This is a genomic window from Micromonospora sp. CNZ303 (assembly GCF_004345505.1).
Genome location: NZ_SLVT01000003.1, coordinates 320,143 through 344,864, shown reverse-complemented (window position 1 = coordinate 344,864; position 24,722 = coordinate 320,143). Strand labels below are relative to the sequence as shown.

General features: G+C 69.5%; 14 protein-coding genes. 3 read left to right on the top strand and 11 right to left on the bottom strand.

Annotated features, from left to right (window positions below; all coding sequences use genetic code 11):
- The 5 genes from EV374_RS07650 to EV374_RS07630 all read right to left on the bottom strand — a co-directional run bounded on the left by EV374_RS07650 (window position 1) and on the right by EV374_RS07630 (window position 12,406).
- Window positions 1–522: a hypothetical protein gene (locus tag EV374_RS07650; protein ID WP_486485628.1), complete on the bottom strand. Its 522-nt coding sequence runs from the start codon at window positions 520–522 to the stop codon at window positions 1–3.
- A gap of 439 nt (window positions 523–961) precedes the next feature.
- On the bottom strand, window positions 962–1,441 hold the full coding sequence (locus tag EV374_RS07645; RefSeq protein ID WP_165947723.1) for a barstar family protein: 480 nt from the start codon (window positions 1,439–1,441) through the stop codon (window positions 962–964).
- Between the two features lie 2 nt (window positions 1,442–1,443).
- Window positions 1,444–8,310: a polymorphic toxin-type HINT domain-containing protein gene (locus tag EV374_RS07640; RefSeq protein ID WP_132232987.1), complete on the bottom strand. Its 6,867-nt coding sequence runs from the start codon at window positions 8,308–8,310 to the stop codon at window positions 1,444–1,446.
- 88 nt (window positions 8,311–8,398) lie between these two features.
- Window positions 8,399–11,920 (bottom strand): LamG domain-containing protein, encoded by a 3,522-nt coding sequence (locus EV374_RS07635; protein WP_132232985.1) that lies wholly within the window; start codon window positions 11,918–11,920, stop codon window positions 8,399–8,401.
- Between the two features lie 243 nt (window positions 11,921–12,163).
- On the bottom strand, window positions 12,164–12,406 hold the full coding sequence (locus EV374_RS07630; RefSeq protein WP_132232983.1) for a DUF5522 domain-containing protein: 243 nt from the start codon (window positions 12,404–12,406) through the stop codon (window positions 12,164–12,166).
- 284 nt (window positions 12,407–12,690) lie between these two features.
- On the opposite strand from EV374_RS07630, the gene EV374_RS07625 reads away from it, so the two are divergent.
- Window positions 12,691–13,962, top strand: a complete 1,272-nt coding sequence (locus EV374_RS07625) for an MFS transporter (RefSeq protein ID WP_132232981.1) — start codon at window positions 12,691–12,693, stop codon at window positions 13,960–13,962.
- 413 nt (window positions 13,963–14,375) lie between these two features.
- Window positions 14,376–14,693: a TraR/DksA family transcriptional regulator gene (locus EV374_RS07620; protein WP_132232979.1), complete on the top strand. Its 318-nt coding sequence runs from the start codon at window positions 14,376–14,378 to the stop codon at window positions 14,691–14,693.
- A 47-nt stretch (window positions 14,694–14,740) separates the two neighbouring features.
- On the opposite strand, the gene EV374_RS07615 is transcribed toward EV374_RS07620, so the two are convergent.
- The 5 genes from EV374_RS07615 to nrdR all read right to left on the bottom strand — a co-directional run bounded on the left by EV374_RS07615 (window position 14,741) and on the right by nrdR (window position 21,414).
- Window positions 14,741–15,676 carry a DUF2332 domain-containing protein gene (locus tag EV374_RS07615; protein ID WP_132232977.1) on the bottom strand — a complete coding sequence of 312 codons (936 nt, stop codon included), beginning with the start codon at window positions 15,674–15,676 and terminating at the stop codon, window positions 14,741–14,743.
- A gap of 24 nt (window positions 15,677–15,700) precedes the next feature.
- Window positions 15,701–15,880: a hypothetical protein gene (locus EV374_RS07610; protein ID WP_132232975.1), complete on the bottom strand. Its 180-nt coding sequence runs from the start codon at window positions 15,878–15,880 to the stop codon at window positions 15,701–15,703.
- 910 nt (window positions 15,881–16,790) lie between these two features.
- The gene (locus tag EV374_RS07590; protein WP_132232967.1) at window positions 16,791–17,498 is read right to left on the bottom strand and encodes a toll/interleukin-1 receptor domain-containing protein; all 708 of its coding nucleotides are present in this window, start codon (window positions 17,496–17,498) and stop codon (window positions 16,791–16,793) included.
- 466 nt (window positions 17,499–17,964) lie between these two features.
- Window positions 17,965–20,847 carry a vitamin B12-dependent ribonucleotide reductase gene (locus EV374_RS07585; protein WP_132232966.1) on the bottom strand — a complete coding sequence of 961 codons (2,883 nt, stop codon included), beginning with the start codon at window positions 20,845–20,847 and terminating at the stop codon, window positions 17,965–17,967.
- Window positions 20,848–20,913: 66 nt separating this feature from the next.
- Entirely contained in the window at window positions 20,914–21,414 is a 501-nt protein-coding gene (nrdR, locus tag EV374_RS07580) for a transcriptional regulator NrdR (RefSeq protein WP_132232964.1), read from the bottom strand.
- A 603-nt stretch (window positions 21,415–22,017) separates the two neighbouring features.
- Between nrdR and lexA the strand changes: the two genes are divergently transcribed.
- Window positions 22,018–22,800 (top strand): transcriptional repressor LexA, encoded by a 783-nt coding sequence (gene lexA / locus EV374_RS07575; protein ID WP_132232962.1) that lies wholly within the window; start codon window positions 22,018–22,020, stop codon window positions 22,798–22,800.
- A 133-nt stretch (window positions 22,801–22,933) separates the two neighbouring features.
- On the opposite strand, the gene EV374_RS07570 is transcribed toward lexA, so the two are convergent.
- Entirely contained in the window at window positions 22,934–24,685 is a 1,752-nt protein-coding gene (locus EV374_RS07570; RefSeq protein ID WP_132232960.1) for a hypothetical protein, read from the bottom strand.
- Between the last annotated feature and the right edge of the window lie 37 nt (window positions 24,686–24,722).

Here is a 24,722-nt window from a genome sequence, read left to right as displayed (position 1 = left end):
TCAGATGGCGCGGGTGTCGAGTCCCTGGGCCAGGGCGACGAGAGCGGTGGTGAGCTTCTCGGCCTCCGCCTTGTCGGTGTCGCGTGGGGTGGCGTAGCGCAGGGTGGCGAGGCGGCCCTCGGCGGCCAGCCAGCCCACCTCCGCGACCGGCCCGAGGGCGCCCTTGGCCGGGGTGGTCCGCTGGTACGCCCGCTGGCCGAGCCCGGAGACCTTGGTCGCCTTCTCCGGCACCACGTCCGCAGTGAAGGCCGCCGCGTCGATCGACGTCCGGGTGACGGTCAGCGTCAGCTCCGGCAGGGGCTCCTGTCCCGCGCGCACCACGCAGGTGTGGCTGTCGCCCGTCGCGCTCGCTGCGGCTACGTCGAAGCGGACGCCGGCGTGCTGCTCGATCACGCCGAAGTCCAGCAGCCGACACGCCCCGCCGGAGGAGGCGGCGGACACGTCGACCGTGATTGGCGCGGGAGGCGGTACGGCCACCGGTTCCGCCTCCGCGCCGCAGCCCGTCAACAGCAGCAGGGTCACACTGGCAGACCAGATCCGCCCATCCACTACCGACCTCCCGATAACCGCACAACGGCTTCACCCAGGTGCCGAAGTCGCCTTCTAGAGCAACATTTCTTCATTGCCTAACCCACTTCCGAACCCTGCGCTAACATACCGGCCGCACCCCTGCCTCCATTTCCTATCGATGCGGCTGCATCAGCTCGGACTCCTCGATGCGGACCATACAAGCTTCCTAGCACCTTCGACATCGTCAAGGGCGGAGGACAGTAATGGATTCCAACCCACTGACACGCGCAAGTCACGGCACTTCTCGTCGAAATCCGATTTCGGCATTCAGCACCAATATCAACTAGATAGCCGCCGCCGCTATCCTGAACCGGAAACGGCCTACTTCAGCTATCGCGTAGTATACATGGCCACGCTACGGTGGCTACGGCAATGCCGTGACACCGAATCCCTACCCCCCATCGGCGACGTCTTCTTCGAGCTGCACTCGCGCTTCATCGGAGCACAGCAGCGCAACGTTGAAAGGAACCTCTCCGCCATCCCACTTTGGACCCAAGCCAAACGAATTAGCCCACTCAGAAGAGATGTCCTTGATTAGCCGAAAGAAGATCTCTCGATCGACTGGACTGTCGATTAGCAACAGGTCCGCTCGTTCTATTACTAGCAAGTACGCACGAGCAGGACACCCAGACAATTCTGTAATGCACTCAGCGAATGCCGCCCAGTTCCAACCGAAGTACCCGGGGAAGCGGAATTCTCGAGAAAACTCAGCAAAAAGCGATTCGGCAGTACGCATTAGCTTGCCGTCAAGCTTTACCACGACCCCACCAGAAGCAGGTGCGGACCTGCTCAGAGAATCAAGGTCGATCGAATCTGACAGCACGTGCATCCGAGGTTGGCTGGCGGTCCACAGGTCGTCAAAGGTGTCCATCATCAGTACCTAATAAAGGTTTGGTAATGATCCGGGGTGTAGTAAACAGAACCGTCAGATCCAGTGACAATCCGCTCGCCGCCAGGCCTAGGGTTTCCCGAGCCGGGCACCGTACCCCACTCACGGTAAGTTATAGCATCTCCGCCGGCCGTAGTGCGCGGGAGAACCTGCCCCCCAGTGCCACCATCATTGCGGAACTCCTTCGGGACAGTCGGACCCATCGCCCCGCCTTGCACGAGCACGCCATCCCTCTGAATCCCCTTAATCACATCGCGGGATTCCAGTGGAATTGAGTTTCCGAAGCAACCATTCGTGTTGTGAACAAGGACCGGCACGTTGCCGGCCATCACATAGTACGTGTGAACGTCGTGGACTGTGAGGTTGTAGGCGAGCCCCTTGTGACTTGGGGTGCCGTTGAAGTTTTGGACGGCGATCAAATCACCATAAGGCGTCTGCAACCGGTCGCCTCGGTCGAGGGAGTCCGCTCGATCCCACCTACCGTCCGTGGCGTTCCAGAACGGGTGGTCCTCCGTGGTAGTCAGCACTGCCCCGTCGACGGTCAGTGCATGCAGGTCGTCTTCGTGCACCCAGACATGGGTGACCTTGCGATGCCCCTGCTCGCCGGTTTCCGGATCCGTCGCGACTACGACGTCCCCCACCTGGACCTCGCTGATCGGCTTGGTGCTGCCGTCGGCCATCAGAACTTCGGTGTCGCCACTGAAGCTGCACATGCCGTCCGCGACATCCTTGCCGGCCAAGGTCCTCGCGCCCTGCCGGGTTGCCACCGCTCCTGCCGCTTGGGCGGCCGAACCCCCGATGTCGAACTCACACGCCTGCTCGCAGAGGTCCATCGCTCTGTCGGCAGCGAGCTGCTCGATCCACTTCTGGCAGTCCCCCGGCCGCCCCATCTCATGGCACACGTTCATCGCCAGCGCCTGCTCCGCCTGGTTGACGAAGAAGTCGTTCGTCCCGGCCGATTCGGCTTCTGCCCGGAACTGCGCACGGTGGTACTTGTTCCAGAGCCTGGTGAACTCCGCGAGATCGATGTTCTCGGGGACGGTTACCGTACGACCGAGGGTCCGCGGGTTGTTGACCTTCTTGGGCGCACTCCCGTTCCTCCCGTTGTTCTCGCCCCAGGTCTTGTTATCCGTGCTGCCACAGCCATGCGGGCAACCGTCATCCGGGTTGTAGCCGTAGCAGTCGAAGATGGCGCAGTCGTCCGGGATCAGGCCCGTCGGGTCGCTGCTGGTTACCGGGGTGTTGTTGGCGTACGCGTAACCGTTCCACTGCTCGGGATCGGCGAGATCCATGATCGGATCGACCGCGACGAACTTGCCGATGGCCGGGTCGTAGGGGCGTGCGCCGATGTTGGTCAGGCCGGTGGTGTCGGGGCCGCCGTCGATCGTGCCGCCCACGAAGCCGAGCTGGTTCGGCCAGGCGGCGGGTGCCGAGCCGCGCACCCCGCCGTACGGGGTCTGGCGCTGCGCGGTGATCGCCTGGTTGCCCGAGACGATGGCGAACTGCTGGGTGCCCTGGTGGTCGGTGACCAGCCAGGTGACGCCGGTGCCGGGCTGACGCATGGCGTACATCTGGCCGAGGTGGCTGTAGTAGCGCGTCGCCGACTTGGTGCCGCTGCTGGTGGTGTAGCGGATCTCCAGACCCGGCAGGTAGAGGGTCTTGCCCGTCGGATCGCGCGCGATCAGGCGGGCGCCGTCGGCGTCGTACAGGTAGCTGTGGTTCTTCCCGCCGTCGGTGAGGCCGACGAGCCTGCTCTCGCTGTCCCAGCTCAGGGTCTGGCTGCCGGTCCCGGCCGGGCAGGTGTTGTTGACGGCGGTCGCGCTCGGCCGGCAGGTCATGTTGCCCGCCGCGTCGAAACGGTAGTTGCGGGTGCCCGCGCCGGCCCCGGTCGTGACGACCTGCTGAGCCCCGTGGGGCTGGGCCGCACCGGGCGCCGGGTACGTGTAGGTGGATTCGGTGGTCGTGGCGCCGTGCCTGGTCTCCTTGGCCCGGTTGCCGACCGACGTGCCGAGAGGATCGAAGGTCCAGGAGTGCCAGTACGGCGCTGGTCCGCCCAGCCCGGTCGCCGTCGGCGCTGGTGCGCAGTCGCCGGACGAGGGCGTCCAGGCCGCCGTCAGCCGCCTCGCGTAGTCGTAGTCGAAGCACTGGACGTCGGCCGCGCCGCCGGTCGGGGTGTCGCCGATCCGGGTGATGTTGCCCGCGTCGTCGTAGTCGTACTTCAGCTTCGCCACCGGCTGCGGCGCCACCTGGCGGCTCGTGACGAGGTCCGACAGCCGGCCGGTGCTGTCGTCGTACGTCCAGGAGCGGTCGAGGTAGTTCTGGGCGGTCTGCTGGTAGCGGACGAGGCCCGTCTCGGCGAACGCGTTGTAGTCGGTGTTGACGACGTACTGGCCGGCGTTGGGCCAGTTCGTCTTGACCTGCTCGGCGAGGCCGGTCGCCTCGTCGTAGGTGAAGGTGAGCTGCTCGCCGCCGAGGCTTCCCGCGTTCGGGTACGTGGCGGTCGCGACGCTGACCCCGTCCGCCTTGTACGAGCGGGTGAAGGTGTAGGTGCCGTTCAGGTTGGCCTCGGAGGCGGGGATGACGTAGTCCTCGCCCGTCGACTTGTAGAGGGCCGTGTAGCCCCGGACGCGCATCTTGTACTCGTTGACGCCGAGGTCCGTCCAGCGGCTGGTCGACGCCAACTGGCCCTTCGCGCCCGTGGGGTCGTACGCCCAGGTGGCACGCTTGTTCGCCGTCGCGATCGAGGTGTCGTAGACGGCGTCCTTACGGCCGAGGCTGTCGTAGTGGTAGACGAGCTTCTTGCCACGCGCGTCGACCGTGTGCTCGAGGTCGCCGTAGTCGTTGTACGTCGACTCCGTACGGCCCCGGTCGGGGTCCTCCGCCGCGGTCTGCCGGCCGCGGATGTCGTACTCGTACGTCCACTCGTTGCCCGCGGCGTCGGCGACCCCGGTGAGCTGCTGCTTCCGGTTGTAGGTGTAGGTGCTGGCGTCGTGCGGCCCGGCGACGGAACCGCCCGAGTGCTGGCGCACCTCGACCGTCTTGCCGGCGGCGTTGGTGATCGTGGTGGTCGGCGTCCCGCCGTCGGGCGGAGTGACGTAGACCCGGTCACCGCCGTACACGGTGGTGGTGCGCCACTTCTCCTGGCCGCTGGTGGTCAGGATGCTGGCCGTGGTGCGGCCCACCCGGTCGTACAGGTTCACCGTCTGGCTGTTCGCCTCCCACGCCGCGATCGACTTCAGGTTGGTGCCGGCCGTCAGGTCCGGGTCGTGGTGTCGGCCGTTGGTGTACGCCACCCGTCCGGCGGCGTCGTAGACGGTCTCGCTGAACACGGTGCCGCCACCGGCGACGGCGGCAGTCTGGGTCTGTCGCGGGCGGAGCAGTCCGTCGGAGAGCGCGTGGCTGGTGACGTACCTGCCCTCGGCGTTCAGCACCCGGGTCGTCACGGCGTTGGCGCCCCCGCTGTTGCGGATGGTGTAGGTGTACTCGTACGAGGGGGTGGCCGGGTTGGCCGGGTCGCTGCCCATCGGCCGGTTCGGCAGCCAGACCTTCCGCAGCCGGCCGAGCCCGTCGTACTGCAGGTCGGTCACCTTGCCGTTGGCGTCGGTGGACCGCTTGGCGAGGCCCAAGCCCGGGATCATGTCCTGGCTCGTCGTCCAGTCCAGGTGGTTCCTGGTCTCCACCCTCGTGACGGGGCCGCCGGCCGCCGGGGTGTAGGTCGTGGTCGTCTTGTTCCCGCGGATGTCGTAGGCGTCCTTCACCCGGCCGTGGGCGTCGTAGGTCGAGGTGCCCGTGGTCAGCCAGACCGTCCCGCCCGACGGGGACCAGTCCTTCAGCGTCTCGACCTTCGTGGGGTCGCCCTTGGTGGGCGCCACCCCGTACGCCTCGCCGTCGTAGGACGTGCGCACGTCGTTGACGATGTCGTCCCTGCTGGTGGGCGCGGTGCCGCACGGCAGGGCGAAGGTCTCGACCCGGACGGAGGTGGCGAGGATGTTCCTGCCGGCGTTGCGCGCGTACGTCGTCCGCATGCACTGCTCGTCGCCGGTCTGGGCCACGTCACCGAGGTCGCTGGCGGTGACCTCCATGCCGTACTCGTCGAAGCCGTTCGTCTTCTTCGTCACCCGCCACCCGCGACCCGCGTCCAGCTTGACGGCGTTCCAGCTCGCCTGGACGCCCGTGTAGCGGGCGTAGGTGGTGGTCTGGCCCATGTCCCGGGTCGCGGTGGCCGCCGACTGCCACGCCTGGCTGGCCCCCCTCGACACGACATCGGTCTCGACGCCGTTGTAGGTGACCTGCTCGCGGACCTGCCCGGCGAGGGCGTCCTCGTCGTTGACCTGGGGAGCGTCGGCGGCATCCGAGACGTCGCCGTCGCCGTTCAGGTCGAGCGCGGCGAGCGTCACGGTACGGGTGCCGCCGCCCGGCGCCGCCCGGTCGCCGTGCATGCCCCGGTAGTAGCGGGTCTCGGCCAGGGTCTCCTGACCGTCGGTGCCCTTGCGGACCTGGACCCGCCCGTAGCCCCGGTAGTCGGACCAGGTACGGAACTTGTCCTTGGTCATGCCGTCGTCCGTGGCGTGCCGCCAGGCCGCGCCGCCGAGATAGTCGTACGTCGTGACGACGTCGGTGCCGCCGACGGTGCCGTCCGACTCGTGGATCTCCTCGACGACGTACTTGTGGAAGTAGTCGGTCTCGATGAGGTCCGTGAACGGGTTCTCGGTCAGTACGGGATAGCACCGCAGGGTGTTGCTCTGCGGCGAGGACGGCATGGGCCCGTCGGTGTCGCACTCCGGTTGGGAGTAGACCACCGTGATCTTGCCGCCGGCCTCGGTCCAGACGGTATTCATCCGCAGCCAGTGCATCGGCGGCTTGCCGTCGTCGGTCTTGTCGACCCGGTTGGGCCGCTGCACGAAGTCGAAATTGATCTCCGGCAGGGTCACCGGCTCGCCGATGTGCCCGGTGTGCTGGATCGACTCCAGCCACATCCCGTCGCGGGAGGCGTCACCGTTCGGCGGGAAGGTGTGCCTGAGGTCCCAGCTCTCCACGTCGCCGGCGACGCCGGCGACCTTCGTGGTGATCTTCGACAGGCGGCGGGTGCTCCAGAAGGTCGGCGAGTACTTGCCGGGGCACTGGGTGCCGGTGCACTCCTGGTCCCAGGGTGTGTCCGGCCAGCGGGCCGGATCGTCGTGGTCGGTGCAGTCCGACAGGCACCGGTCGGAGGTGGCGAAGAAGACCTGCGCGGTCGGGGTGACGGAACGGTCGGTCGCGCCCCGGTCCCAGGTGCCGTAGTCGATGCGGGTGACGTTCGAGGCCCGGACGTAGGAGACCTCGTCGCTGTCCGTGGCGTTCGCGGCGTACTTGTTGGTCTCCCGGCTGTACCAGAGCGACAGGGTGCCGCCGTGGGTGTCGATGACGTAGTCGAGGTTCCAGCGCCACGCCTGCTCGCAGTGGGCGGCGGCGAAGCTGCTGTTCCAGCAGGGCTCGTTCTCGTGGTTGCCGTAGACGCGAACAGTGTTGGTGGAGGCCGTGCCCGTCGTGTGACCGGGCAGGTCGTCGAGCCCGAAGAAGTACTGGGTGCCGTCGGCGGCGGTCACCTTCCAGTGCTCACCGTTGTTGTCGCCGTTCGCCGCACCCGCCAGCTTCTCGACCTTCGCCGCGTCGTCGTTCTTCGGTCGCCACACGCCGGTCGCCGTGTCCCTGACCAACTCGGTCGACCGCCCGTTGAGCGAGAGCACCGCGTTGTCGGTGCCCCAGCACTGGTCGCCGACCTGGTCGTCGTTGGTGGCGCCGTTGGCGGTGTCGTCGAAGCAGGGCACGTACCGCCGCTCGATGAAGCCCGGGTTGTAGTCGAAGCCCTCCCCGACCCACGACGGCTGGTTGTTCGAGGCGTCGCTGCGACCGTCGACCGCGCTCGACGAGTACGCCAGCGACACCGTCGGCGTCGGACCCGTGGCAGGCGGCACCCGTACGGGGTAGGACCAGGAGAAGTCGCCGCTCGACCCACCGGCGCTCCAGCTCGACGACGCCTGCAGCGGCGTCGCCCCGTAATCGCCGGTCGAGCCGGAGGAGGAGGCGGCCAGGGCGACCAGCCCGGTCCCACCGGCGGAGGAGATCTCCACCTCGGCGGACACCCGGTTGGTCGCGTCGTCGTTGCGCGAGGCGAGCGGACGGGCGCCACACCCCGCCTGCTCCGGCGTGGTCAGCGCGCACTCCGGCAGCGCCACCAGGCGGAGCCGGGTCGACCAGTCGGCCCCGAACGCCGAGGCGAATCCGGAGTAGTCCACCCCCAGGCTCATCCGGCCCGCGCCCGTCCGACCGTCGGCGCGGGCGACCCGCAGCACCACGCCGTCACGCCATCCCGCCGGCACCTTGGCGCGGTCGAGAACCTCAACCCGGGCCCGGCCCACGGCGGTGGCGGCGGTCGTCCGCGCTCCCGCGTCCTTCGACACCGCCGGACCGACGTACACCGGCAGGGCACCGACCCGAGTCGTCGCGGACGGCGCCGTGACCTGGGGTGCCGTCGCGGCGCGGTTTTCGGGAGCCGGTGCGACGCCCGCCTCCGCCACGCCGGCCGAGGGCCAGGTGACCTTCCCGGCGGGCCGCCTGTTGGCGCCCTGTGACAGGTCGGCCGGACGCGGCTTCGACCTGACCGGCTTCGCGGAGATGGGCTTCGGTTGCGTGACGCCGAGGCTGACCGGCGGTGCGGCGGCCGCCGGCCGAGGCTGGGCGGTCAGCGTGGCGGCCAGCATGACGAGAGCCAGGCTCCCGGCCAGGACCATCCGCAGCCGGCTCTCGGGGCGCCAGAACGAGGACCGGGAATCGCGCCGCGCCACGGTGGCCGGCAACGGACGAGCAGACATGGCAAATCTCCGCCGTGAGGGGTGGGCAGTGGTCTGGGCTTCCTGAATGCGAGGTTCCGTACCGCGTCCGGCGCGGCGTCTCGCGTGCTCAGAGCCCTTCATGGAGTGCGGCGACCTCGCGGTCCGACATGGCTCCCGCGTAGACCTTGATCTGATCGAGGTTCCCCGCGAGATGTCCCCATGTCGCGTGACCGGCTCCGACATAGAACGGCTCAGAGGAGACGCCGCCGTCGACACCCGTCGCCACCTGTTGCTGTCGCACCCCGTTGAGGTAGAGGCGGACCTCTCCCGCACTCGCATCGAACACACCGGTGACATGTGTCCACTCGCCGGGTCTGGTCTGCTCCAGCGAGTCCGCCCACGCTGCCGACCACACCGGTGTACCCGTCGCGGACGGTGTCAGCACAGAGAAGGCCCACCTGTTGCTCGCCGCCACATAGAGCGCGACCGAGCCTTCATCGAGCTCGTTCCTTCCCTGCCGCACGACAACCTGTTCCTTGCCGTTGAGGGAATCGATGCGGACCCAGGCCGACACGGTCAGGGACTGGCCCGTGTTGACGACGGGTCCACTCGCAGCGGCGTAACCGGTCTTGGTGGTTGTCGCGCCGTAGCCGTCGGGCTGCGGGTGGTTCAGCCAGAGGGAGTCGTTGTCGTCGTACGCGTCGCCGGTGAAGCCGACGTTCTGTCCGTCGGAGTACGGGTCGGTGCATCCGTGAAGATCCAGCGACTGACCCCAGTAGCTGGAACTCACCGGAGACGCGCATCCGGAGGAAAGTCCTCCGCTGAAGTCCCAGTTCGCCACCTGCACCGGCGCCAGGATCCCGGGTATCGCGTTCGTACCCGCCTCGGCGCTGACGTCGGTGCCTCTCAGGTCGTCGATGGTGAGGGTGCGGTTCCACAGACGAACATCGGTGAGGCCACCCTTCCAATGCGTGGTCATGTAGGGAACTCCACCGGGCACCTTGTACTGCGCAGCCCCGACGACCAGTGGACCCCCGCCTGCCCACCCGGCCGCCGCTCGCTTGGCGGACCCTGCGAGGTTCCCGTTGACGTAGAGCTCCACCTGTCCGGTGGCCGCGTCGAAGGAACCCGCGAGGTGGGTCCACTTGCCGACCTGCCGAGGGGCGACGGAGGCCGAGGACACGACGTGCAGCCAGTTGGGACCCTGGTCAGAGTCGGCATCAGGAAGAGTGAAGGACCACTTCGGCTCGCCGTTGTGGACGCGGTACCCGAGGTAGAAGGCACTCAGGCTGGCACCGGACTTGCTGACTGCCGTCCAAGTGCTGGTGGGGAGGTCCGGATCCGCATCGCTCGGATCCGCGTCTGCCATCCGCACCCATGCCGAGACACTGAACGACTTGCTCGTATCGAGTGAAACGCCGCTGGTGGAGAGGTACGAGTTGGCGGCGAATGCCGGAGTCGACTCGTTGTGGATCCGGCTGTTGGCCGCCCAGCTCACGGTGCCACTGGGCGTCAGTTGCACCTGGTTGATCACGTCGGAGAAATTGTGGCCGTCGATGGTGTCGAGCGGCCAGTGCGCGACCGGCGCGGAGGGGCCGTTCACCAGGAACCGGTGTCCCGTGGTGTCACTGCGCTTGCTGGCACTGTCGACGCTGTAGACCTCCAGCACGTTGTAGCCGAAGCGCCGCGGCGTCAGGGTCACCGTGTACGACGCGCCGGCAGCCACGGTCACCGTCGTCAGAGGGGTCGTCTGCCCTGCCCAGCCGTAGACGTACTTCACGGCGTCCTGTGAGCCGGCGACGAAGGTGAAGGACCCCGAGACTCCGGGTCCGCCGTGGGCTGTGCCGTCGTCCGGGTACGCCGTCGAGGTCACCGTCGGGGGCAGCGGCTTGGAGACGTCCACCGTGAAGCTGCACCAGGCCGTCCATCCCGAGTACTGGCCCGCCCTGTCCCTGGTCTGCACCTGCCACTCGTACGTCTTGCCCTCCGAGCCGGCCCCGAGGCTGATGACGCCGGACTCGCCGTAGTTGTTGCCCGGCTTGGTCTGGCCCGTCTTCGCCGTGACCGTCGTGGTGCCCTTCAGCCGGTACTGGAAGTAGCCCACCAGGCTGTCCGTGGCGCCGTCCGCGTCGCCGTAGAACGCCTTCAGCACCGGCGAGGCGGTGCCGATCGTCGCACCGCACGCCTGGCCGGACGTGGTGAGGCCGGTCGGCACGGCCGGCTTGGAGTTGTAGGTGACCTCGAGCCACGCCTTGTTGGTGTAGAACTTCTTCCACCGGCTCTCGAAGTCCTCTCCCACCCCGGACGGATTGCACGCACACAGGCCCACGGTGTAAACGGACCATGCGTTGGTGGCGGCGTGCTGGAGGTCCGACACCACGGTGGTGCTGGAGAACTCCGCGTCGTCGTCGGGCTGGATCGCACCGCAGCCACCGGCCTCGTTCGCGTTGCCCTCCCACGAGTCGAGGTAGGTGGCGGGCAGCGGCCGGGTCGTCCAGGCCATCCGGCCGCCGCTCGCCACCGTGATGGCGTTCGTCCGGTAGGCGTAGACCCAGGTCGGGTCGCAGGAGTACGAGTGGTCGAGCGTTACCCGGATCGTCCCGCCCAGGATCTGCTTGCCCTTGAGACCCGACACGTTGAAGTCGTAGTAGGAGCGGTAGCGCTCCCCGTTGCCGCCCTCCGGGTACGGCTGGCGCCCGACCCGGGCCACGGTGGTGTCGTTGTTCTCGCCGTTGCTGGTGGAGTACGCCCACTTCGTCCGCAGCTTCTCGAACTCCGGATCGATGTAGATCGGGTAGGTGAGCCCAGGATCGGCCATCAGGTCGGCGTCGGGAGTGACGGTGAACTGGGCGCCCGACGCGGCGACGCTCACCTTCGCGCTTCGCGAGGTCACCGCCGGCTCGGTGGCGGTGGCCCGTTCGCCCGGCGGGGTCTCCAGCAGTGCTGCCGCCTGGGCAGGCAGCACCTCGCCAGCCCGGGCCGGGTCGTCGGAGGAGTCCCACATCCGCGCCGGCGCCGAGGTGGCGACGGTGACCCCTGCCGCGGTCACCAACCGCATGGCACCATCGGCGGCCTGGGCGATCCTCATGTCGCCGCCGGTGCGGTAGCGCAACGCCTTGATCGCCGGCTGTGCGGCGGCCTCAGGGGTGAGCACCTCCACCACGTGCGTGTAACCCTCGGCGGTCGCCGTGACGTGCAGGTTGACGTCCTTCAGCACGGACGGGTACGTGGCGGTGGGCCCGTTCACCTGAGGCTTCGGCAACGGCCCCAGCGGCCAGCCGAGGGTGAAGGTCGCCCCGGCCTCCCGCCACGTCACGAGCGGACCCGCGCCGCCTGTGGAGAACGACACGTCGGCCAGGGTCGCGCCCGGAACCAACCTGTCGCCCCGCTGACGCAGGCCGGGGTCGATGGCCGCCCAGGAGCCGTCCGCACGGCGTACCCGCTGGGGTGCGACCGCCGCGACCAGCTTGCGGACGCCGTCCGGGGCGACGGTGACGTGCGCGTACTCCGTGCGCTCGCTGAGCGCCTCGACCGGCCGGCCGCAGGCCGCCGCCAGCCTGGCTGCCGCCGCCTCGTCCGGCGCCTCGGCGCTGCCACACTCCCGCTGGGGCGCCGGAGCGGGTGCGGCGACGGCTGGCGGAGCCACCACGAGCCCGCTGCCCGAGACGCCGACACTGACGGAAGTCAGCCAGATGAAGGCACGACGCTTCCACGACACGACCACGAGGTCCCCCGAATCACCCGCACAATAGCGAGCGAACTTTAGAGATCCTTTACCCGCCGAGTAAATACCCGACTACAAACTGCTGTCATCAAAGCCTCAAGGCTGGACAAAGACTCACCCCTGATAGCCGTAGGTAACCCCCTACCCGGTGGAAGGCCCCTACAGCTGTCAGTCGTCGACGTACGGGCAGTGCCGGCAGCCGCGCCCGCAACAGGTGCCGCGCCGGGCCAGGAAACCCGCGCTGAGCACGAAGAGACCGGAAGCCGGGTCGAGGTAGCCGGCCTCGCCGGCGGCCAGGGCGGCGGCGTGTGCGCCCAGGATCCGCTCCCGGTCCGGGTGCTCCGCCGGCAGCCGGGACGGGTGCGGCTCGGTCAGCGGCCGGTCCGCCAGCGGTCGTCGTTCTCCGGTCACCGGCGCAGTCTAGAGACCCGCTCGTCGGCCCCTGCCCGGGGCGAGGTGCCGGGCCACCACCGGATCCCGCAGGTCGCGGCGCTGCGGACGGCCGACGCGACCCCGGGCACGCAGCGCGGCGCGCCGGCCGGCGTGAGATCGGATAACCAGTGGCGTCGATCCGGGCGGGGCCGGCAGGCTGACCGGATGGACCACGGACGGGCCGGGCGCCCGCACGCCGCGTCGGATCCCGCGGGGTCGGCGGCCTCCCCACGGCGGTCACCGGCCCGCGCCGGGAATCCGACGTGACGCAGCAGGCCGTCAGGCCCGTCGCAGGTGCCGCCCCGAACCGGCCCTCGCTGCTGCGCACCCGCAACTTCGGGCTGCTCCTGGCCGGGCAAACGGTCAGCGAACTGGGCACCCGGGTCTCCAGCGTGGCGGTGCCGCTGCTCGCCGTCGGCACACTCGACGCCAGCGTCTTCCAGGTCGCGCTGCTGACCGCGCTCGCCTGGCTGCCGTACCTGATCTTCTCCCTGCCCGCCGGGATCCTCGCCGACCGGGTCGACCAGCGGCGGCTGATGGTCGCCTGCGACCTGGGCCGCGCGGCGTTGCTGCTCTCGGTGCCGGCGGTCGCCCTGGCCGACCTGCTCACCCTCGCTTTCCTGTACGCGGTGGTCGGGCTCTCCGGCGTGCTCACCGTCCTGTTCACCGTGGCCCACAAGAGCATGCTGCCGAGGCTGGTGCCGCCGGACCGGCTCGTGGACGCCAACGCGAAGCTCACCGTCAGCCAGGACTCCGCCGAGCTCGTCGGTCCGACGATCGGCGGCGTGCTCGTCGGGCTCGTCGGCGCCGCGAGGACCTTCGTCGTCACCGGCCTCGCCTTCGCCGTGAGCGGGTTGACCCTGCTGCTGATCCGGGAGGCCCCGGGCGAGCCCGCGCCCCGGCGCGACCGGGTGCCGCTGCGGGTGGAGATGACCGAGGGGCTGGGCTTCATCCGCCGCCAGCCGATCCTGCGCAGCATCCTCGCCTGCACCACCGCCTCGAACTTCTTCGTCATGGCGTCCGGCTCCATCGAGGTGGTCTTCCTGCTCGAGGAGCTGCACGCCACGCCGGCGCTGGTCGGGCTGGTCTTCTCGGTCAGCGCGGTGGGCGGCCTGGTGGTCGGCGCGTTCGCCGGCCGGTTGACCGCGTGGCTCGGCTCGGCCCGGGTGATCTGGGTGGCGATGGCCGCCCCCGGCCCGCTCTACCTGCTCATGCCCCTGGCTCGGCCCGGCTGGGGGATGCTGCTCTACGGCATCGGCCTGGCCGCGTTCTCCGCCAACGCGGTGCTCTACAACGTGGCCACCCTGACGTACCGGCAGCGGATCACGCCGCCGGCCCTGCTGGGCCGGGTGAACGCGGCGTTCCTCTGGGTCTGTTTCGGCGTGATCCCGCTCGGCGCGCTCACCGGCGGCGCGCTCGCCAGCCAGCTCGGGCTGCGGCCGGCGCTGTGGATCTGCGTCCTCGGTACGTGGAGCGCCGCGCTCTTCGTCGTCCTCTCCCCGCTGCGGCGGATGCGGGACATGCCGGCGGCCTGACCGGTCGATGCCAGCCCTGGCTCCGGGCGGAACCCGACGCCGGCCGATCGGGCCGCACGCTGCGCCGGGAGGGCCCCGGGCACCGGGCCGTCCCCCGTGCGCACGGAAGCACGTTGGCTTTCCGCCCCGCCCGGCCTATGGTGGCTGCATGTGTTCGACCGGTCAGCAGATCAGCACCGCCGTCGTGGTGACGGCGGCGCCCGCTGCTGCCTGCCGGTGTGCCCTGCGGGTGAACGTGGCGACCCGGGTGGTGCGATCCGCGGTCGCACCGTCGTGCGCCGGCTCGGTCGCCTCCCGACTGCCGAGCCCCGCCGGACGTGGCCCTCCGTGAACCGATTGCAACTCTTGCGAACGGCCACCAGGGCGAAGCTATCCAGCTTCGGCCCTTTTTCTTTTTCCCGAGGAGCTACGCCATGACCACACCCACCCAGTCCAGCGAGCAGAAGTGGCTCGACGACCTGCGTACGACGCTGACCAACGACTTCGAGGCGCAGACCGTCCGGCTGACGCAGCTCACCGCCGACACCGGCGACCCGGGCGAGGCGCACACCCAGAGCGCGCTGATCGCCGCCACCCGGCGGAGCATCGAGCAGGTCAGCGGGGCGCTGCGCCGCCTCGCCGAGGGCCGCTACGGCATCTGCGAGCGCTGCTCCGCCGCGATCCCCCGGGAGCGCCTGGAGGTGCTGCCGCACGCCCGCTTCTGCGTGCCCTGCCAGCAGAAGCAGCACTGACGGACGGCAGGGTGCCGTGCCGGGCGACGGCACGGCACCCTGCCGGCTCACCCGAACCAGGTCATCGCATGCCCGTGCGAACGCGTCCAGGCGAGTGGGCGGCCGTCCAGCGCGAGCACGTTGTACAGCGCCCCGTCCGGCGGCTCCGGCAACGCGTCGTGGGGCAGCACCTCCGGGGACTCGTTGGAGATCCAGTGGCCGGGCAGGCGGCGTACCGCGTCGACGAACGCCGCCCGGCGCGGCGCCGGCACCTGGTAGAGCACGGAGGTGTGGAACACCACCAGCGTCGCGCCCGCCGGCGCCCGCGCGGCCAACGCGGGCAGGTCGTCCACCAGGTCGCCGCGCACGAGCAGCGGCGGATCGGCCGCGGCGACGGCCGCGGCGGTCCGCAGCCGGGCGCGGCGATGTGTGTGCTCCGGCCAGACGAGGGCGTCGAGCCAGGCGACGTCCGCGGCCTCGGTCACCCGCAGCGGATTGAGGTCCAGGCCGGCCCGCCACACCACCTCCGGCAGCCGGTCCGGCGGGGCCACGCCGGTGGCCGCGCATCCGAAGGCCGTGTCGCCCGTGCCGAGCGCGTGGTCGTTGTAGCGGTAGGCGTACCGGTCGGGGTAGAGGCAGAGCCCGGCGGACGCGCCGACCTCCAGCAACGCCAGCGGCTGCGGCAACGCGGCGAGCACGGGCAGCAGTACGGCACACCGCCCGGGCTCGTTCGTCTGGGTCGCGCGGGTGCGCAGTTCCGCCCCGATAGCCGGCCAGTTCGCCAGCGCGAAGTCGCGGAAGGCCGCCGGGTCGTCGACCGGCCCGCCGAGCAGTCGCACGACGCCGAACAGCAGGTTCGGCTGCCGCCTGGCCGGCGGGAGCGCGGCGAGCAGGGCCAGCAGTTCGTCGTCGCGGGAGACGGCGAGGGACAGGCGCTCGTACGCCGGCGACACGCCGCGCGCCTCCCGGGTGGCGAACTCGACGTAGCTCTCGGCGATCGTCATCTCCTGATGATCGCGGTCGACCCCTCACGGCGTCTTCCCCTGACGCGGCTTCCTGCGCTGTGAGATTTCCTCCAGGTGCTGGAGCTGGTGCTGGCGCACCATCGCGTCCCAGGCTTCCTGGTCGTAGTCCGGGTCTGGTGGGATCCACTTGTGGGAGCCGTCGCTGTAGTGGAAGCGCTCGTCGCCGCGCCGAATGACGCTCACCGCACCCACCCCAGGAAGCGACGGTGCCGTAGTCCGGCGGGCACCCAGGTCAGGTCCTCGGCGGCCCAGACCAGGTAGGACCCAATGTAGAGGGACAACGACACCGGGGCGTCCTCAAACTTGGCGTACAGTTCCCTGCGTCGCGTCCCGCACGGCCAAGGGGCGTCGCAGCCGCCGCAGGTCCAGAGGGGTAGGACGGGGCCGTGGGTGGTCATGACTGTTCCTCCCCCGGCCAGTGGCCTCGACGAATCGGGGTGCGGTGCTGAGCCCGGCAGGGCAGCTCCGAACCGCACCGGCAGACTCGACGCCAGAGCCGCCAGGACCAGACCGGGCGGTGCCGACGGGCCAGGGTGAGCGCCACGGCCAGCAAGTAGCCGTCGTACGAGACGCGCTTGGGCATCTGTGACCTCCCGGCAACGAGTTCCCGCCTCACCCGGCAGGCCCCGCTACACCACACATCACCCCCTACCAGGTTGTCAATCTGTAAGTGGCAATCGTCAAGACTATGACGCACTTACTTTCAGGTCGTGAAGCGACCGCGCTTGTACGGGCCTGGCGAGCTGGCTGCCCTATTCGGCGTTTCGCGTCAGCGTGTCCTACAGATCACCCGTAGGCCCGGATTCCCGGAGCCCCTCGCACGCCTGATCGGGACGACGGTCTGGGACGCGGACGAGGTCGACGAGTGGGCCCGACACAATCGCCCACCCCGTCCCACAGACGGCGACGAGGACCGCTGACAAGACATCTCGATCACGGGCGGGAGAGATGGCGTGGCCCCGCCCGGTGGTCGTACCGGGCGGGGCCTGGTTAGCCTTGGTCAGATTCGAGGCCAGCCGTAGGCGACGTTGCCCGGCTGGCGGGTGGGAATCAGAAGCGAGGAGCAGCAAGCTCTCGCCACACTTGCAATGGTCTACTGGTCCACGAGCAACGCCCCAGCGATTTTATCAGCAATGTCGCTTACACTATCTGCCGCGGTCGTGAAGCCAGCGAGATCCGGAAGAATCCCACTGTATTCCTTAACGTCCTCAAACGTCACCCCGCTCAGCACCGGTATCAGTGTCTCTTTGTGCAGCAATACCCCGAGCTCGCGCTCGGTCCAGAATCGTCCAGTTAGGTATGCCGGAGTAAGTACGACCACGCCGGCCCGGGCCCTGCGGAGGCCTTGGTCCATTTGCAGCGCCAGACTCTTGCCAGGACGGATGGCCAGCTCATCGAACCAAACGCTGAGGCCAAGATCTTCGAGTCGGCCGCAGATCTCGCTGGCGACCCTGCTGCCGTCGATCCGTGCATAGCTGAGGAAGATGTCGTAATCACGAGCGCCTGGGGCGATGGCACCGTGAACGCGCTCAACCAACTCTTGCTCGGCGGGGGTATATCGAATATCCGTTCGACCGGCAGCCGCAAGTTTCCGGCTAATGCCGTCAACTACTTTCTTGTTGTGGGACTGCGCCTGCCGATTGTATTGGTTGACCACCTTCCGATTATGGGCTTCTACCTTTCGGTTGTATGCGTCGACCTCTCGGTCAAGCTGCGCTTGGGCTCGCTTGACCTGCTGGTCCATTTGCCTCTGCACGGCACGCATCTGCCGCCTGAACTCGCTGGCACCACTGGTTGCCATCCCGGCTCCTACTTGACTTGAAGGATTAGCCCATCCGCGCTACCGGCACCATCAGGATCCGCAACAATGATCCGTGGGCATGGGGAGCGGACCTACCAACCCGCCTGTCGAGACTCGACACAACAGGGGTTGGCTCGCACTGGGCTTGTCTGGCGTATGGCCATGTTGGCGGCGGTCGCAGCGAGGCCCCGGCCGCCGCCAACGCCTACTTCTTCTTGCCGCTCTCCTTGACCGTGGTCGTCGGATGCGACTTGCCATACTGTGTGGTCACAAAACGACCGGTAACGGCACTGCGATACGTGCCAGACGCCTTCTTCGCCATGACGCGAAACACCTCCTCTCCGTACTCGATCAACTTGCGTGATCGAGCCGGGACGAGCGAGGATCCGTCCTGCAGCAATCAGGTCGGGCTCCGTCCCGGCTCACGAGCCCCGGGCGCGCCAACGCCCGGGGCTCGTTGCTCGTGTTAGCTGCAGCCGCTGGTGGAGCCGCAGCCCTCGCAGACGTAGCAGCTGCCGGCCGGGCGCATCTTCGTACCGCAGGTGAAGCAGAGCGGCGCGTCGGCGGCCTTGCCGATCACGGCCTCCAGCAGTTCGGTGCTGGAGCCCACGGACGGCGCCGGCTTGGCGGCGGCGACGTCGGCGGTCTCCTGCGCCGGCTGGGCGACCGGGCCGGTCTTCGGCTCGGTCGGCGCCTCGACCGGGGCGGAGGCGGCCATCGCGGTGAGGTCCGCACCGCTCGCCTCCGCCTCCGCCTCGGCCCGGAGCTGGGCGGCCCGCTCGCTGGCGGTGAAGATGCCCAGTTCCGCACGGCGCTCGTACGGCAGGAAGTCCAGCGCCAGGCGACGGAAGATGTAGTCCATCACCGAGGCGGCCATCCGCACGTCCGGGTCGTCGGTCATGCCGGCCGGCTCGAAGCGCATGTTGGTGAACTTGCTGACGTACGTCTCCAGCGGGACGCCGTACTGGAGACCGATGGAGATGGCCACCGAGAAGGCGTCCATCACGCCGGCCAGGGTCGAGCCCTGCTTCGACATCTTGAGGAAGACCTCGCCGAGGCCGTCGTCCGGGTAGGACGAGGCGGTGAGGTAGCCCTCGGCGCCGCCGACGGAGAAGCTGACCGTCTGGGACGGACGCTTCTTCGGCAGTCGCTTGCGCACCGGGCGGTACTCGACGACCTTCTCGACGACCTTCTCCACCTCGGCGGCCGGGGCCTGGATGGTCGCGGCGGCCTTGTTCGGCTTGGCGACCGACAGGGGCTGGCCGACCTTGCAGTTGTCGCGGTAGATCGCCAGCGCCTTGAGGCCCAGCTTCCAGCCCTCGAAGTAGATCTTCTCGACGTCCTCGACGGTGGCCTGCTCCGGCATGTTGACCGTCTTGGAGATGGCGCCGGAGATGAACGGCTGCACGGCCGCCATCATCCGCACGTGGCCCATCGGGGCGATGGAACGCTCGCCCATCGCGCAGTCGAAGACCGGGTAGTGCTCCGGCTTGAGGCCGGGGGCGTCGACCACGTGGCCGTGGTCGGCGATGTGCTCCACGATCGCCTCGACCTGCTCCTCGGGGTAGCCGAGGCTACGCAGGGCGCGCGGCACGGTCTGGTTGACGATCTGCATCGAGCCGCCGCCGACCAGCTTCTTGAACTTGACCAGCGCCAGGTCCGGCTCCACGCCGGTGGTGTCGCAGTCCATCATCAGGCCGATGGTGCCGGTCGGGGCGAGCACGCTGGCCTGGGAGTTGCGCCAGCCGAACTTGTCACCGATCTTGTTGCCCTGGGTCCACTGCTTCGTCGCCTCGCGGACGATCGCGGTGGCCACGGTGCCCGAGGGCTTGATCTCGTCGTTGGCGGCGGCGTGCTTGCGCATGACCCGCTTGTGCGGCTCGGCGTTGCGGGCGTAGCCGTCGTACGCGCCGACGACGCCGGCCAGCTCGGCCGAGCGGCGGTACGCGGTGCCGGTCATCAGCGAGGTGATCGCCGCGGCGACCGAGCGGCCCTGCTCCGAGTCGTAGGGCAGGCCGGAGGCCATCAGCAGGGCGCCCAGGTTGGCGTAGCCGATGCCGAGCTGCCGGTAGGCGCGGGTGGTCTCGCCGATCTTCTCGGTCGGGAAGTCGGCGAAGCAGATCGAGATGTCCATCGCGGTGATGACGAACTCGACGGACCGGACGAACTTCTCCACCTCGAAGCCGCCGTCGGCGCGGAGGAACTTCATCAGGTTGAGCGAGGCCAGGTTGCACGAGGAGTTGTCCAGGTGCAGGTACTCCGAGCACGGGTTCGACGCGGTGATCCGCCCGGTCTCCGGGCAGGTGTGCCAGTCGTTGATGGTGTCGTCGTACTGGAGGCCGGGGTCGGCGCACTCCCAGGCGGCGTGGGAGATGGTGCGGAACAGGTTCTTGGCGTCGATGGTCTCGATGACCGCACCGTCGAGCCGGCCGCGCAGGTCGAAGCCGCCGCCGTTCTCCACGGCGGTCATGAACTCGTCGGAGACCCGGACGGAGTTGTTGGCGTTCTGGTACTGCACGCTGACGATGTCGGCGCCGCCGAGGTCCATGTCGAACCCGGCGTCGCGCAGCGCGCGGATCTTGTCCTCCTCGCGCGCCTTGGTGACCACGAACTCCTGGATGTCCGGGTGGTCCACGTCGAGGATGACCATCTTCGCCGCGCGCCGGGTGGCGCCGCCGGACTTGATGGTGCCGGCGGAGGCGTCCGCGCCGCGCATGAAGCTGACCGGGCCGGAGGCGTTGCCGCCGGAGGAGAGCAGCTCGCGGGAGGAGCGGATCCGGGACAGGTTCACGCCGGAGCCGGAGCCGCCCTTGAAGATCAGCCCCTCCTCCTTGTACCAGTCCAGGATGGAGTCCATCGAGTCGTCGACGGCCAGGATGAAGCAGGCGCTGACCTGCTGCGGCGAGGGCGTGCCGACGTTGAACCAGACGGGCGAGTTGAAGCTGAACACCTGGTGCAGCAGCATCCAGGTCAGCTCGTGAGCGAAGATCTCGGCGTCGGCCGGGCCGGCGAAGTAGCCGTACTCCTCACCCGCCGTGCGGTAGGTGGTGACCACCCGGTCGATCAGCTGCCGCAGCGACCACTCCCGCTCCGGGGTGCCCACGGCGCCCCGGAAGTACTTGGTGGTCACGATGTTCGCCGCGTTGACGCTCCACGACTCCGGGAACTCGACGCCGCGCTGCTCGAAGTTGACCGAGCCGTCCCGCCAGTTGGTCATGACGATGTCGCGGCGCTCCCAGGCGACCTCGTCGTAGGGGTGCACCCCCTCGGTCGTCCAGACCCGCTCGATCTTGAGCCCCGCGCCGGCCTTGTTGCGTGCCCTGCTGGTTGTCACACCGTCCCCCGACATCTCATCCGCCCCCTCGTCCGCACGGCCACCGCCGCCCGATCCGACTGTCAACAAACTGCGAAGAATTCAACTGGTACGGCCGGCGGCCTCGGCCGCGTCGGCCCCGGCACCCTCCCGGGCGCGCGCGGCGGCTCGCAGCGTCTCGATCTCGCGCTCGAAGTCGGCGAGCGAGTCGAACGACCGGTAGACGCTGGCGAACCGCATGTAGGCGACCTCGTCCAGGTCCCGTAGCGGGCCCAGGATGGCCAGCCCCACCTCGTGGCTGGGGATCTCGGCGGCCCCCTTGGCCCGGACGGTCTCCTCGACCTTCTGCGCGAGCAGCGCGAGCGAGTCGTCGTCCACGGGCCGGCCCTGGCACGCCTTGCGCACCCCGCCGACGATCTTCGTACGGCTGAACGGCTCGGTCACCCCGCTGCGCTTGACGACCGCGAGGACCGCCTCCTCGACGGTGGTGAACCGCTTGCCGCACTCCGGGCAGGATCGCCGCCGGCGGATCAACTGGCCGTCGTCGGCCTCCCGCGAGTCGACCACCCGGGAGTCGGCGTGCCGGCAGTACGGACACCGCATCGCACCCGACCTCCTTCATCGATCGCGGGTCCGCCGACCGCTCGCCGGGCACGCGTCAGCGCGACGGAGCCATCTGTCGATGGTCTTCGCCGTGTCGACGGTGCCGGAGTGCGGTGGGTAGCCGAACCCAACCTGTAGGCGACTTACGCCCGTGTGACTACTACATCTAGGGGTTGACCGTAGGCCGCTGCGGATCGGAGGTCAAGTTGGCCGGCGTGTCCGGCGCGTCACCCGACTCCGGGATCGACCGGCACCGCCGCCCGCCGCAGGACCAACCGTCCGACGCCCCCGCGGGTTACCGGTCCGGCCGGTGCGAAACGGCCGACGATCGGACGAAAGTCGAACACCCGTTCGACCCGGCGTACCATTTATCAGAACACGAGTACGACCGGAGCGGTTTTTCACCCCGACACGCCGAGCAAGGTCGTACAGATGTTTGAAAATGACCGATCTCACCTATACGGTCTTAAACAACCGGGCGCGGAATCCTCCGTCCACCGGTCACCTCGCACCACCGCACGCACCAGCACCACCGCAGGCATCAGCATCACCGCACGCACCACGAGCCGCCAAGGCACCCAGCGCCGACCAGGGAGGACGGACGTGACCGAGGATCGGGCCAGCCGGCCGAAGAGCCCGCAGCAGATCACCGAGGCGGGACCGCCGGCCACCCGACGCCGGGGCGCCGCGCGCAGCCGGACCGGGCAGCCCGCCGTGCGTCCGGTCACCCCGGTGGTCAGCGCCTTCCCCGACCCCGCGACGGTGGACCTCACCGCCCGGCAGCGCCGGATCCTGGAGTTCATCCGCACCTGGGTCGAGCGGCACGGCTACCCGCCGAGCGTGCGCGAGATCGGCGAGGCCGTCGGTCTGGTCTCGCCGTCCAGCGTCGCCTACCAGCTCAAGGAGCTGGAGAAGAAGGGCTTCCTGCGCCGCGACCCCAACCGGCCGCGCGCCGTGGACGTCCGGGCGCCCGCCGAGGTCGACGACGAACTGGCCCGCTCACAGCGTCCCGCCCCGGCCTACGTGCCGATGCTGGGTCGGATCGCGGCCGGTGGCCCGATCCTGGCGGAGCAGGCCGTGGAGGACATCTTCCCCCTCCCCCGCGAGCTGGTGGGTGAGGGCGAGGTCTTCATGCTCCAGGTCAAGGGCGACTCGATGCTGGACGCGGCGATCTGCGACGGTGACTGGGTCGTGGTCCGGCAGCAGCCGACCGCCGAGGCCGGCGACATCGTCGCCGCCATGCTCGACGGCGAGGCGACCGTGAAGACCTACCGCCGCCGCGACGGGCACGTCTGGCTCATGCCGCAGAACCCGGCCTTCGACCCGATCCCCGGCGACGACGCCACGATCATGGGCCGGGTCGTCGCGGTGCTGCGCCGCATCTGATCCGCCACCGCGCCGGTTGGCCGCGTCGGCGGTCACCCGGCGCCGTGCCGCTCAGCTGCGGGCCCTGAGCGTCCGTTGCCGTCTCCGGCAGGCCCGGCGCCTCAGTAGCGGTCGCTCCGGCAGGCCCGACGCCTCAGTAGCGGTCGCCCCGGTAGCCCCGGCCACCACCGGGCACGTGACCGTAACCGCGACCGTCGTCGGGGCCGTCGTCGCGCCGGCGGACCGGCCGCTGGCCACGGGGGTCCGATTCGTCGCCCCGACGCGGCGGCTCCGCCCGGCCACCGCCGTAGACGCCGCCGCCCGGCTGCCCGCCGCCACCGTAGACACCGCCACCGGGACGACCGCCGCCTTGGCGACCACCGCCACCGCCCTGGCGACCACCGTCGCCACCCTGACGGCCACCCTGGCGACCACCGCCTTGACGCCCGCCGCCCTGGCGTCCGCCACCACCCGGCGGCGGCCCACCCAGGCCGGGCGGCCCGTCCACGGGCGGGCGACCGCCACCGTAGACCCCGGCACCAGCAGCCGGACGGGCGCCACCGTAGACGCCACCGCCAGCCGGGCGGGCGCCACCGGGTCCCGCGCCGGCCGGCGCGGGACCGCCGCGCCCACCGGCCGGGCCGCCGTAGACCCCGGCCGCCGGCGCACCGCCGTAGACGCCGCCCCGGCCCCGGTCGCCCGGCGGAAGGAAGCCGTCGTCCGCCGGCCCACGCCGGTCGTCGGCGAGGACGTCGTCGCGGTCGGCACCGTCGTCGTCGCGCGGCGGCGCCGGCTTTCGCCGGGACCGGAGGATGCCGAAGACACCCGCCGCCACCATCAGCGCGCCGATCACCCCCACGGCCGCGATCAGGTACGTGATGTCGCTCAGGCTCAGGCCGTCGACCCAGGACTGGCCGGCCTTCTTCGGCGCGCCGCCACCGCCGGCCACCGGCTTCGCGCCCTCCGAGGAGGGCGTGTAGCCGAGGATGTCGATCGGCGCGTCCTCGTCGAGCTGGCCGCCGTCGGAGACGGTCAGGAAGGTTTTGCCGTCGGGGCTGTAGGTGATCGCCTCACCGAACGGGTCAGCGAGCGCCGTCACCCGGGGCTTGCCGCCGGTCAGGGCCGCCACGACGTTGCCGTCGGTCACGTCGTACTCGAAGGCGTCGGCGTAGGTGCGCACCACCACCCGGGAGCCGTCGGGGGACCGGGCCGCACCGGTGATCGCGACGCGACCCGGGGCGCCGAGCCGGTTGTCCGTGTCCGTCTCCGGCAGGCTGATCTCGCCGACCTTCTTCATCGGTACGGCCGGAGTGTCCCCGCTCTTCATCTTCTCGGCGGGGGTGAAGATCTGGGCCTTGCCGGACATCACCTTGGTGATGATCAACGGGTTGCCGTCGTCGCCGATCAGCAGCGCCTCGGCGTCGTGCGGCTTGCCCTCCGGGTAGGAGAGGCGGTGCAGCACCGGCCGCTTCGACCCGTTGACCGGCATGCTCCACAGCGCCACCCGCTCGCGACGCTCCCGGCTGGTGACGTTGTCACCGGTGTCGGCGATCCAGATCGTCCTGCCGTCCGGGGAGAGCGCCAGATCCTCGGTGTCGAACGGCCCCTGACCCGAGTAGCGGACCGGCTCCTTCGCGATCCCGCACTTGGTGTCGAGGAAGAAGACCCGCTTGCGGCTCTCCACGTCGGTGCCGTCGTTGATCACGATGTAGCCGCTCTTGGTGGCCACCAGGCCCGACAGCTCCCGCAGCCGCTCGTCGGTGACCGTGCACCGCTTCTTGCCGGGAGCTGCCGCGAGCGGGGACGCGGCCGAGGCGGGCGCCGCCGCCAGGGCGACTCCGGTACACGCCACGGTCGCCCCCAGCAAGCCGAGGGCGACCGTGACCGAAGAAACAGCGCGGCGCATTGAATCAGTGTCGCATGCCGGGCGTTTCCGACGTGTG